The organism is Actinophytocola sp. NPDC049390, from assembly GCF_044466355.1.
In the GTDB taxonomy this organism is placed as follows: Bacteria; Actinomycetota; Actinomycetes; order Mycobacteriales; family Pseudonocardiaceae; genus Actinophytocola.
In genome coordinates this window covers 398,701-410,306 of sequence record NZ_JBITMQ010000007.1, presented here as the reverse complement: position 1 = coordinate 410,306, position 11,606 = coordinate 398,701, and the positions used below count along the sequence as shown (strand labels likewise).

General features: G+C 70.9%; 10 protein-coding genes and 1 pseudogene. 4 read left to right on the top strand and 7 right to left on the bottom strand.

Features of this window, described 5'->3' with window-relative positions; all coding sequences use genetic code 11:
- Window positions 1-229: 229 nt before the first annotated feature.
- From ACIBVP_RS22415 to ACIBVP_RS22385, 7 genes and pseudogenes are all read right to left on the bottom strand, one after another.
- Window positions 230-811 (bottom strand): VUT family protein, encoded by a 582-nt coding sequence (locus ACIBVP_RS22415; protein ID WP_396108151.1) that lies wholly within the window; start codon window positions 809-811, stop codon window positions 230-232.
- Window positions 808-1,767, bottom strand: coding sequence for a hypothetical protein (locus tag ACIBVP_RS22410; protein ID WP_396108150.1), 960 nt, complete (start codon window positions 1,765-1,767; stop codon window positions 808-810). The genes ACIBVP_RS22415 and ACIBVP_RS22410 overlap by 4 nt, the downstream gene beginning before the upstream one ends.
- Window positions 1,764-2,072: a hypothetical protein gene (locus ACIBVP_RS22405; RefSeq protein ID WP_396108177.1), complete on the bottom strand. Its 309-nt coding sequence runs from the start codon at window positions 2,070-2,072 to the stop codon at window positions 1,764-1,766. Before ACIBVP_RS22405 ends, ACIBVP_RS22410 begins: the two co-directional genes overlap by 4 nt.
- Window positions 2,073-2,134: 62 nt before the next feature.
- Window positions 2,135-2,581, bottom strand: a complete 447-nt coding sequence (locus ACIBVP_RS22400) for a hypothetical protein (protein ID WP_396108176.1) — start codon at window positions 2,579-2,581, stop codon at window positions 2,135-2,137.
- 94 nt (window positions 2,582-2,675) lie between these two features.
- Window positions 2,676-3,221, bottom strand: a pseudogene (locus ACIBVP_RS22395) (DNA cytosine methyltransferase); the annotation flags it as partial.
- Window positions 3,218-4,441 carry a TRM11 family SAM-dependent methyltransferase gene (locus tag ACIBVP_RS22390; protein WP_396108149.1) on the bottom strand — a complete coding sequence of 408 codons (1,224 nt, stop codon included), beginning with the start codon at window positions 4,439-4,441 and terminating at the stop codon, window positions 3,218-3,220. The gene ACIBVP_RS22390 and the pseudogene ACIBVP_RS22395, both read right to left, overlap by 4 nt.
- Entirely contained in the window at window positions 4,438-5,262 is an 825-nt protein-coding gene (locus ACIBVP_RS22385) for a hypothetical protein (RefSeq protein ID WP_396108148.1), read from the bottom strand. The genes ACIBVP_RS22390 and ACIBVP_RS22385 overlap by 4 nt, the downstream gene beginning before the upstream one ends.
- An 854-nt stretch (window positions 5,263-6,116) precedes the next feature.
- On the opposite strand from ACIBVP_RS22385, the gene ACIBVP_RS22380 reads away from it, so the two are divergent.
- From ACIBVP_RS22380 to ACIBVP_RS22365, 4 genes are all read left to right on the top strand, one after another.
- Window positions 6,117-7,103: a hypothetical protein gene (locus ACIBVP_RS22380; RefSeq protein ID WP_396108147.1), complete on the top strand. Its 987-nt coding sequence runs from the start codon at window positions 6,117-6,119 to the stop codon at window positions 7,101-7,103.
- A gap of 155 nt (window positions 7,104-7,258) precedes the next feature.
- A complete protein-coding gene (locus tag ACIBVP_RS22375) occupies window positions 7,259-7,621 on the top strand; it encodes a pilin (protein WP_396108175.1) in 363 nt (120 codons plus the stop codon).
- A 3-nt stretch (window positions 7,622-7,624) separates the two neighbouring features.
- Window positions 7,625-9,931, top strand: a complete 2,307-nt coding sequence (locus ACIBVP_RS22370; RefSeq protein WP_396108146.1) for a hypothetical protein — start codon at window positions 7,625-7,627, stop codon at window positions 9,929-9,931.
- Window positions 9,928-11,154 (top strand): PrgI family protein, encoded by a 1,227-nt coding sequence (locus ACIBVP_RS22365; RefSeq protein ID WP_396108144.1) that lies wholly within the window; start codon window positions 9,928-9,930, stop codon window positions 11,152-11,154. Before ACIBVP_RS22370 ends, ACIBVP_RS22365 begins: the two co-directional genes overlap by 4 nt.
- Window positions 11,155-11,606 lie beyond the last annotated feature (452 nt).

Sequence of the window (11,606 nt, the reverse complement as noted above, 5' to 3'; positions counted from 1 at the left end):
CCGTGATCAACAACCACTGCGGAAGGCCCAACGAGCCACAACGGAACTGGCATCTGGGTGAAGCAATGAGACGGTTCCAGACAGGCTGGAGAACCGCCGGAGTCCAAAGCCCACCGTCCGCTCGCGCGTGGCAGGGTGCGGCGACCAGCTAGGCGCCGGTGGCTGACGAGCAGCGGCACACCGAGGTCGCGGGCCAGCCACGAGGGTTGGTGGGTGCCGAGGTAGAACCTCATGGCCGCACCGCCCGCCGGAGCAGGGATGCGGCGCGGAGCGCGGCGAGGGTGAGGATCGTGGCGGTGGTCTTACCCACGATCTGGCCGGGCACAGCAGCTGCGGTGCCGAAGGCCAGCGGCACGAACAGCACGCTGTCCACCACGAGTCCGACCGCGTTCGACACCGCGACCGCACTCGGCCGCGACCGATGGCGCAGTCGGGAGTAGACGGCCGCGTCCACCAGTTCGGAGGCGGTGAATGCCACGACGCTGGCCACCGCGATCTGCGGCGAGGCCACCAAGGCGGAGAGGCCGGCGCCGGCCAGGATCCCTGCCGCCACCCCGCGGACGCCGAGCGCGTCGTGCAGTAGGTCGCGGGCGGTCAAGCTCGCCCCGGCGAACAAGGTGCCCGCAGGCACCACCAGCCCACCGATCGCCAGCGGCGGCCAGTGGACCGAGGCGACGTTGGCCGCGACGACCGAGAGCAGGTACCCGGTCATCACCAGCACGCCGGCCACCACCGAGCGCCACGAGACTGTCGAACGGAACACCGGCCTTGCCGCGACCGACGTGGCCGGCGTCGTCGTCGCGGTGCTCATGCCGCACGCTCCTCGGTCTGGGTGTCGGTCTCGGTGCCGGTAACCGGCTCGCCGGAGCGGCATGACCAGGGCGAGCAGCCGTCCGGATCGCCGTCCTCGTCCCGTGCGGTCTCGGCCGTGATCAGCCGCAGATGCCGCTTGCCTCTCGCGGGTGTGTCGAGGTCGACTTGGTCCAGCGGTTGGCAGGAGCGGTGCAGGAAGTACTGCCCGCGCAACTCCTGTCCCTGTTTGGTTGCGTGCGGGTAGCCGTGGCGGATGGCGCGGTCGAACTCGACCGCCTCCGCCCACCCGTCCGGGTCGTTGTCTCGGAGCCAGCGCCACCCCGCGTTGCCGTGAAATGGGCAAGTTATTGCGACACAGGCGGACTTCACCGTCCGGCCGAAGCCCCGCTCGGCGAGGAACTCCACGCACCGGGCGCGGTCGAAGCCGAGATCGAGGAGCGGGAACACGTTGCGCAGGAACCGAACCCCGGAGTCTCGAGCGCGCCCGATCTCGTCGATGCTGATGCCGATCGACTGCTCCGCGTACACCCCGCGCGGCACCCGGCGCGGATGCGGAAACCCCAGCAGCTCGCGCGCCGCCTTCTTCAGCGGAACGATCTTGTACTCACTCGTGCACTGGCGCCGAGCCAACCCTCGAGACCCGTCCGGGTTGAGCGTGTGCAGGGGCATGGAGACGAAGCGGTGCTTCGGGTCGAGCGCGTCGGCACGGATGTTCCCGGCCGACACGGTGCGCACCGGGATCCCGGCCTTCTCGGCGTGCACGCGTAGCCGCTCGAGATTGGCGTAGACGGCTCGTGGCTCCCAGCCCGTGTCCGCGAACAGGGCTGCGTCGAAGCGGGGGATGACGCCTTCGCACGCCAGGAGCAGCACCGTCGTGCTCTGCACCCCCGCGCCCAGAGACAGCAGTCGCAACGCGGGCCCGTGGTCGGGCACCGTCGCATGTCGTGTGGTCATGCCGCAGCCACCTCCCGCCCCGGCTGGTGGTCGGTGTGGAGAAGCGCGGCGAGGTCGTCCAACAGCAGCGACACCGCGAAGGCGGCTTGCTGGGGAACCACGCCGTTGCCCAGCGCCCGCAACTGGGCGGTGCGGGGCAGCGAGAGATCGGTGACCCACCCTTCGGGGAGGCCCATGAGGTGCTCCACGAACGCGGGCGCAAGTACCGGGCGGCCGTGGTTGCCGGGCTGGGTCGGGTGCGGCGTCGGGCGGCCGAGCACGGCCTCCCAGCGGCGGATCGCCGCCTCATAGACACCCCAGTTCACCGACGCCGACGACGGCCGATCGTCCGACCCGACGAGCGACTCGGGGGCAGGGGCGGGAACCGCTACGAGGTGCCGCCGGCCCCGGTGTGCTCGGTGCGGGTATTCACCGGTGGGGTGAGCAGGCGGATGACCGCCGAGGGCAGCATCAGGTCGCCTTTGGAGCCGCGTTGCGCCGGGCAGCCCTTCGTCCCGTCCGTGGCGCGCGGTGTCGGGAGGAGCGTCTGCGGGTCCACCAGAGGGAGCACTTGTTGTGACAGCGGCGGCCGGAACCCCTGTCCGGCTTTGCGCCCCGCCGTCCCAGTGTCCGAGGCCCGTGGCGTCGGCAGCAGTCGCGCGGTGTCGGGCAGCGACGGCCCGCCGGTCTGTGTCTGGTGTGTGCAGTTCTTCGCGTCGGAGGCAGTCGGGGTCGGCAGCAGCCGCAACTGGTCCAGCAGCGTCGGGCCGCCCTGTCTGCTGGTGGCGCTGACGCCATTCGATGAGCCATCGTGTGCGGTCGGCGTGGGCAGCATCCCCACTTCGCCGACGGCTTCGGGGCACGCGCAGCCAGGCGAGCAGGAACACCCTCTCCCGGCGATGGGCTGCTCCGACATCGGCGGCGCGGACGCTACGCCAGAGCGCGTCATACCCCGCTTCGGCCAGGTCGCCGAGTACACGGTGGAGTCCTCCGTTGCGCCAGCGAAGCGCGGCGACGTTCTCCACCACGACGAGCGCGGGTCGTAGTACGCGAACGCCCGCCACGATGTCGGTCCACAAGCCACTGCGGGCTCCTTTCTCGATGCCCGCGCGCTTGCCCGCGGCGGAGATGTCCTGACATGGGAACCCCGCAACTAGCACGTCAACCGGCTCCACCTGATGCCAGTCGATGGCGCGCAGATCGCCGAGGTTCGGCACGCCCGGCATCCGGGCGTCGAGGATCAGCCGGATGTGCGGATCGGGGTCGGCGGCCCACGCGATCCGACCACCGCCGAGCGCGGCCAGCACGCCGAGGTCCAGGCCGCCGTAGCCGGTACACAACGAGCCCACCACCGGACCGGACTCGGCGACCGGTCGGGCCCGCCGTCCCGGCTCCGGCGGCGATGCCGGAGCCGGGACGACCGCGAGCGGACGCGCCGCCCGCGCGCGTGACGAGCGCGAGGCAAGGCGAGTCATGCCGCCCGACTCCCCGCGCTCGAGCCGCCACTCCGGTTCACCGCCAATTGGGAGCCGCCGGCGGCTGAACCGCGCCGCCGTGGAAGGCCGGTCACCCTCGCCGACGACGCGCTGGCGGTCTTGTGCAGGGCGGTGCGGAACACCAGCACGTCCTCGTGGGCGATCAGGTGCAGCGGCAGCCCTGACTCGCGCTGTTTGCGGATGAAGTCGCGCTGGAAGAAGCTGCCGCGCGCCACCAGATCGGTCTCAGCGGCCCGCGCGAGCAGCGCGACATCGCGCTCCACCGGGATCAGTCCGGCCGCGCGACCACAGGCGAGGATCTGCGACGGCAGGTCGATCAGCTCGGCATGTTCGCGCCAAGGGCGGATGGTGATGGCGATGTAGCCCCCAGGCCGCAGGAAGGTGCGCAGCGCGGCGAGGATGCGAGTGAACCCGGCCAGCAGGCGGTGGTGGCCGATGTTCGCGAGGTTGCCGCGGTCGAGGGTGTTGCCGTAGAGGTGGTGGTACTTCTGCACCCCCTCACCGGGCGCCACCGATACCTGCCCGTGTGTAGAGGGCCCGTACGGCGGGGAGGTCACCACCAGCGCTGCCTGCCCGACGTACTCGGGCGGCAACAGGGTGACGAGTTGGCGGGCGTCGCCATGGAACACCTGCGCGTCGTGGTCGATGCCTTGCTCTCGCGCGAGGTCGAGATTCGCTTTCGCAACCTCCACCCAGTGGGGTTCGTACTCCACGCCGAGGGCGCGGCGGCCGAGGCGGACGGCTTCGACGAGGGTGGTGCCGATGCCGCACATCGGGTCGAGCACCAACTCGCCCGGCTGGGTGTAGTGGGCGACCGCGTGCCGGACGACCTCGGGCAGCATCTTGGCCGGGTGCGCCGTCGACTCGGCGACGTACTTGTTCTTGCGCTGCGCGGCCGGCGACGCCTGTGCGGTCGTCCACACCGACACTGCGGGCGGCTGCGAGCGCTCGTCATGCGCCCCCGTCTTCGCGGAGTCATCCACAGGGTTGTCCACAGGGGTGGGCGGGGTGTCGAGCGCGGCGATGAGCGCCTGCGGGATGCGCTGCGTCGGCTCGTCGGACACCCCGTCCACGGGGGCATCGACGGTGTTGGCGTGCGTGGGGGCAGAGGGCCGGGTGGCGGGATCGTGCGTCACGGGCGTGCCTTCCTGGCGATGCGGGCCGGGGTGCGCGAAGGCGGAGTTCGAGGCGCTGGTCATCGGAGGTCTCCGTCCTTCTCGGCGGTGCCCTTCGGCGGGGAGAGAGACGGCGGCTGGTGGTCGTGCGGCTGGGCGAAGACCAGGACGTCGGAGTGGATGCGCCGATGCGGGGCGGGCAGCCCGCGCACCTCGGCGCGGTGCCGCGCGCGGGCCTCGGGATCACCAGCACTGCCGTCGTTCGTGTTGCCGTCCGGGTGCTCGTCGGTGAGGTGGAAGCGACCGTCGCGGACCGGGAGGTGCACGGCGACGATGTGCTGGAGGTAGAGCAGGTCGGCGTTCTGCCCGGCGGTCACCACCGCCCCGGTCGGGTCGGTCAGCTCACCCGCCGTCCAGTCACAGTGCGTGATCACAACGAGGATGCCGCCGACGCTCAGCAGGCGGGCGGCGAACAGTGCCACGAGGTCGGCGGAGGAGTCGCCGGAGTGCTCTGGGCGCAGGCTCGTGATGATGAGGTCCGCGCTGTCCGATGCCGCCAGCGGGCCGGTCGATGGGGACGGGTCGACGGGGGCCGCCGGTGCTGTCGGGACGGTTGCGGGAGCCGGACTCGAGTCGCCGATGAGGTCAGCCCAGAACGGGCGGGAGGCGGGACCGGTCGCGTTCGAGTCGACGGGGACGCGCTCGACGCGCGCGGTGCGGTCGAGGTGTTCCACGGCGTGGAGGGCATCGTCCAGTTCGGGGTCTGGCTCGGCTCCGGGGGCGTGGTCGATGACGCCGTCGGAGCCCACCGCGGCGAGCCTCGGGCGGTCGTTGCTCGGGGTCGGCCAGGCCAGCAGCACGACGCGTGCGCCGGGCTTGCTGAACGAGGTAACGATCTTCTCCACGAGCGCTGGGGGCCACGCGGCGTTGAGGTCGATCGGGGCGGGCCCGGCAGTCCAGACTGTCGCCGGGGTGGGGGTCGAAGCCGAGCCGCGGGACCGCGAGCGAGTGGTGTCCGGGGTGGGCTTGCCGGGGCTACGGCGGGTGGTGGTCGGGGCGGTCGGCCACGGCCGGCGATCCCCGCCCCGGCGACGGCCAGGACGCGGCGGAGCCGGGTGGGTGGAGTCCGTCCGGGAGGTGCTGCGCCGCCGGGGCGAGTGGCGGCGGGAGTGGTCGGGTTGGGTCACGGGTGTCCCCTTCACAGGCTGGGTGCGCCTGGCGATGTGAGGCGCTGATGACACCCCTGAACTCCGAAATACAGGCCCTTTGGGGACACGTAACCGCCGACTTTTTTCTCCGATCTGGCGGTGGGTTTGAAAAGCGAAGAGGTGCGTATGCGCGTGCGCGCACGCGGAAAAAGCTTGGCGCCTAGAGTCGGGATAAGTGCCGGGTTCGCGCCAGATGTCGACAGCCTGTTTGCCGAGGGTGGCGACCTGACTGCAGCTCTTACCAAGCTGTCACCAAACTATTACCGCACCCCTGTTTTCGCAGGTAGCAGTGTATTACCGTCACCACATAGTTGATCTTGATTTCTTGCGTTCTTGATCCACAACAGGCACAAAGTGGATCACTGGATCACCGCGGAATGATCTGCGAAGATCATCGGTGCCTCGCTGGTGCTAGTTCTGTGCCAGTTTGGTAAGAGTTTGGTGCTACCCCCTGTGGCGTCCTGATCGAGTCGTTGATTTCGACTCGCTTCAGGAGCCATTCCATGACTTCGCAGTACGCCATTCCGCGCTCTGGTTTTGAGCGCGATTCGATGCCGTTGGATGCCGCCCGGTCGGCGTTCGAGTGGCTGGTCGCCGGGCCGTATCCGGTGTCGGTCGACGGCCGGTTGTTCCCCGGCCTCCCGGCACGACGGGTGCCGCTGAACGAGGTGCGCGACCGGCTGCTGCGTCGCCGTTGCCCGCAGGCGTTGCGGGACGCGGTGTGGGCGCATCTGGTCCTGCTCGCCCGTACCGAGGGCAGCGTGTGGACCGTCGGCGCGGTGGGGGTCGCGCTGCCCGCACTGACCTCCATCGCCGCCACTCTGTCGGCGAAGTTCGCCGGCGACCCGAGCGACATCCACGCCGCGGTGCTGGCCGGGTTCGTCGCCGAGCTCGGCGAGGTCGATCTGCGCAAGCCGCGCATCATGCTGCGGCTGCGGTGGGCCGCCTACCGCGCCGGGCATACCGCCGTGCGCGAGGCGCTCGACGCGCCGGTGCCTTCGGGGCACGGGTTCCGCTCGACGCTGCCGCCGCCCCCGTGGGGCCATCCCGACTTCGTCCTTGCCCGCGCGGTCGCCGAGGGCGCGATCACGGCCGTCGAGGCGGAACTGATCGGCGCGACCCGCCTGGAAGGTGTCGCGCTGGCCGACGCGGCGACCGAGCGCGGCCTGTCCTATCAGGCGGCGAAGAAGGCGCGCCAGCGCGCCGAACGCCGCCTAGTCGCCTACTTGCTCGACGACGCCCCGGACGCCGCACACGCCGATGGCAACGAGCGCGATCTGGCCGCCCAGGTAGCAGACGCGGTGACCATCACCGCAGCCGCCCAGCACTCGGCCGGGATGACCGAGCAGTCACACACCGTGACCGATCTGCGCACGCACGCGGCGAAGAAAGTCAGCGATCGCGTGTCCCCGCAGGGCCGATTTTCCGGAGTTCAGGGGTGCGGGAGGAGACCAGCCACCCCCGCGCACACCACCTCCTCGCCCGCCCAGCCGCAGCGGCTGTCGGGCTCGACTCCGGGAGTGTCGCGATGCGCCTGACCCGAACCCCTGTCCGTCCTCACACCGACCGTCGTCCCGCTAGCCGGCGGCCCAACCGCGGACCCGCACTCGGCCGCCGCGAGGCGGTCTTGCGAGCCCACGTCACGAGCTGCGCCGGAGTGCGCCCACAGGACGGTGACAGCACCACACCTCCGATCTCTGCCGCGTCCACCGGTCGTCGGCGGAGCATCTGCCGACGCGTACTCCTGGTCGCCGAGCTGGTCGCGCTCGCGTTGCTGGCGTCCGGGGCGACCGCGCACGCGGACACCGTCGTGCTCGCGATCGCGGGCAGCGTCGACGAGGTCCTGACCAACATCCGCAACTGGCTGATGGGCATCCTCGCCGGGCTGGCGACGGTGTTCCTCACCATCGGCGGGGTCCGCCGGGTGTTCGGCGGCGGCGACCCCGGCGAGCAGGAGAAGGCCAAAGAGGCGTTCAAAGCCGCCGGGATCGGCTACGGCCTGGCCGCCCTCGCCCCGCTGGTCGTCACCGTGCTCAAGGGCATCGTGGGGGCCTGACCGATGCGCCCGTCGATCAGGCCCACCACGCGCCGCACATCGGTCGGCCCCACCGTTGACTCGCTGCACACCGCGGCGGCGAGCACGCAGGGCACGCCAGAGTCGGCGGACCACCGGGAGATGCTCGCGCCTCCGGCCGCGAGCCCCCGGCGGGCCCGCCGCGCGGTGCGGCTGCCCCGCATGACGCGCGGCCGGGCGCTGCTTGCGCTGGCGGTGAGCCTGGTCGTCCTGCTGGGCGGCACCCTCGCCGCCGCGGCCCTCGGCCCGGACTCGGGCTCGCCGATCGTGCCGGCCGCCGCCGCACAACCGCTGCCGATCCCGACCGTCGACCCCGACCCGTGCGCGGGCCCGGCGGCACCGCCGATCTGCACCCTGCCCACCCCGACCACCACACCACCACCCCCGACTGGGCTGCCGCTGCCCATCCCCACCGGGCCGCCCACCTCGGTCACATGTTTCCCCGGCTCGCTTCAGTACGAGTGCCTCAACCAGTCCAGCACGCCGTCGACGCCGCCGTGCACGGGCGAGGGCTGCATCCCGCAGCCCGGCACCAGCACGCCACCGCCGACCAACCCCGGCACCGGACAGCCCGGCCAGGGCGAGGAACCCGAGGACGAGTGCGGGATCACCGACATCGGTGCCTGCATCACCGAGGCCATCAACAGCTTCTTCCGGGGCATCGTCACCGAGGCGCTCAACCCGCTACTGGACTTGCTGTCCAAGACGCTGTTGACCACGCCGATGCCGGACTCGCTGCCGCGGGTGGGCGAGCTGTGGGACAACTCCTGGCAGATCCTGCTGATCTCCTACGGCCTGCTCGTGCTCATCGCCGGGGTCATCGCGATGGGCTACCAGACCGTCCAGACCCGGCACTCCATCAAGGAGCTAACACCGCGCCTGGTTGTCGGCTTCCTCGCCGGCGCGCTGTCGCTGTGGGTGGCGACCAAGGGCATCCAGATCGCCAACGCACTCGTCGCCGCGATCATGGGCGGCGGGGTCGACGCGAACTCCGCAGGCGAGACGCTGCGCAACCTGGTGCTCGGCTCGCTCAACGGCGGCATCTGGATCATCTTCATCGGCATCTTCCTCGCGGGGATGCTCATCGCGCTGCTCATCACTTACGTGGTGCGCGTCGCACTGACCATCATCCTCATCGCCGGGGCGCCGCTGGCGCTGATGTTCCACGCCCTGCCACAGACCGAGGGCATCGCCTACTGGTGGTGGAAAGCCTACGGCGGCTGCCTCGCGATCCAGGTCGGGCAGAGCCTGACGCTCATCACCGCGATGAAGGTGTTCCTCGCTCCCGGCGGGTTCACCATCTTCGGCCCGACCGTGTCCGGCTTGGTCAACCTGCTGGTCGCCCTCGCACTGATGTACATCCTGTTCAAGATCCCGTTCTGGGTGCTCTCGTCCATTCGCGGTGGAGGCGGCCGGTCCCTGATCGGGTCGCTGGCCAGGGGCTACCTCGCCTACAAGACCTTCGGCTTGCTGGGCGGTCGCGGCGGGGGCCACACGCCCCGCCGAGGTGGCGGCGGCAAGGGCGGCAGCAACGGCAAGGGCGGCGGCAGCGGCAGCAACCCGTCCAACGGCTACGCCAACCCGCACACCACGGCGGACGGCCAGTACATCCTGCCGCTGCCGGGTGTCCGCCGGACCCGGTCGACAGGCAAGTCCAAGCCGAAGCCGACCTCCCAACCTGGCCCGAAGCGGTCGGCCGCGCACGGCCGTCAGCTGGCTCTGCCGTTGGGTGATGACTGGCCGGAGAACAAGCCGGTCCTTGCCCGCGATGGGCAGTACCGGCTGCCCTTGGACGTCCAGCGCACCACTCCGCCTCCGGTCCATGGCTCGGGGGCCGACACCGGCGGCCGACCGTCCAGCAGCAAAGGCCGCGGCAGGCAACTGGAGTTGCCGTTCGACCCCTACAAGGGCAACCGGCCGACCCGCAGCGGCCAGTACCCACTCCCACTCGACGGCGTGCGTCGCGTGCCGCGCCCAACGAGTCCGCCGCCTCCAGCCCCGTCGCCCACGCGGAGCCGAGTCGTGCAGCCAGAGCTGCCGTTCGACCCCTACAAGGGCAACCGGCCGACCCGCAGCGGCCAGTACCCACTGCCGCTGGAGGGAGTGCGGCGAACTTCGGCACCCAAACCCGGCCCTACTCCGTCGCCGCCACGCGCAGCGGCCTCTCGCCCTGCGCCGCGTACCGGCGGGCAATTGCGGTTGCCACTGGACCTGCCGAAGCCATCGCGCTCCAGCTCACCACCGCCACCGGCGGCACGGCCGAGTCCCAAGCCAGGAGGTAAGAAGTCATGACCGCACCCGTGCGTATACCGGCCGATGTCGACATGCACGACCGCGTGCTCGGCCCGCTGACCGCGCGCCAACTGGCTATCCTCGCCGCCGCCGGGGGCGCGCTGTACCTGGTCTGGCTCGCAACTCGCACGTTCCTGCCGATCCCGGTGTTCCTGGCCTTCGCTGTCCCTGTCGGCGCGGCCTCCGCGATGGTCGCCTTGGGCAAGCGTGACGGCGTCGCGATGGACAAGCTGCTGCTCGCCGCGATCCGGCAGCGCCTCTCCCCGCGCCACCGGGTAGCCGCGCCCGAGGGTGTGCGTCCAGCTCCGGCCTGGCTCACCGCCAATGCCGACCAGGACACCGAGCGCAAGCGCGGCAGTAACAGCCGTCGAGGGCGCGCGCCGCAGCCCGAGCAGGTCTCTCCGTCGGCGCTGCGGCTGCCCGCCGAGGCGGTCACCGAGACCGGGGTGGTCGACCTCGGTACGGACGGCTTGGCGGTGGTCGCGGTCGCCTCGACGGTGAACTTCGCGCTCAGAACGCCGAACGAACAGGAGGCGCTGGTCGCGTCGTTCGGCCGGTACCTGCACTCGCTGACCGCCCCGGTCCAGGTCCTCGTGCGCACCGAACGGCTGGACCTGTCCGGCCAGATCGCCGAGCTGCGCGAGCGCGCGGGCGGGCTGCCACACCCCGCTTTGGAAGCCGCCGCGCTCGAGCACGCCGACTACTTGGTGCAGCTCGCCCAGCAGTCCGACCTGCTGCGCCGCCAGGTGCTGCTCGTGCTGCGCGAGCCACTCGGGGTCACCGCCCCCACCGACGGGCTCGGTGGGCCTGGCCCGGTGGCGGTGCTGCGGTCGATGACGGGCAAACGCCGCAGGCAGGCAGACGGGCAGATCAGTACCGGGATGCGCCGGGCGGCGGAGTCACGCCTGGTGCGCCGCCTCGGTGAGGCGATCGAGCTGCTGTCTCCGGCCGGGATCGTGGTCACCCCGCTCGACGCTGGACAGGCCACGGCGGTGCTGGCCTCGGCCTGCAATCCCGACAGCCTGCTGCCTCCGTCCGGTGGGCTGGCTGGCGCGGACGAGGTCATCACCACCAGCTCCAGCTCGGACCTGACCGGCAACGACATCGACACAGACACCGACCACAGCACGTTCCTCGCCCAGTTCAACGCACCGGCGCCCGGCCACGACGAGGACAGCGCCGACCCGGCGGACGACTGGGACTACGAGGACGGTGCGAGCTGAAAAGCCGCTCCAACCAGTGGCGACAAGAAGGAGGTGGACTGTCGCTCCGGCCAAGTGATCACTGAGCCGGTCTCCCAGGGAGCGAACTGCGCTGGTAACGGCGTGGGGAGAAGCCTCCCGGAAAGCCCGGAGGGCACTGCCGAGCCATGGCGGCGCCACGGGGCGGGGAGAAGACCTGACGGACGAACACCAGTGAATCCCTGATGAAGCCTCGTCATAGTCAGACCGCGTCATGGCAAGCAATCGGCGGTTAATGGCCCACCGGGTTGAGAAGCCCACGTGGCCGTCCGAGTCGTCTATCGGACGGCGTGATCACCACCGGGTCCGGGGTATAGGGGACGTCCTCGCAGGTCGTATCTGGAAGGAGCGGAACAGCGAAACCCCGTAAGGGTCCGAAGCGGATGCGTTTCGGTAAGCCACGGGCAACCACGGCAGAACTCCCTTGCGGGAAC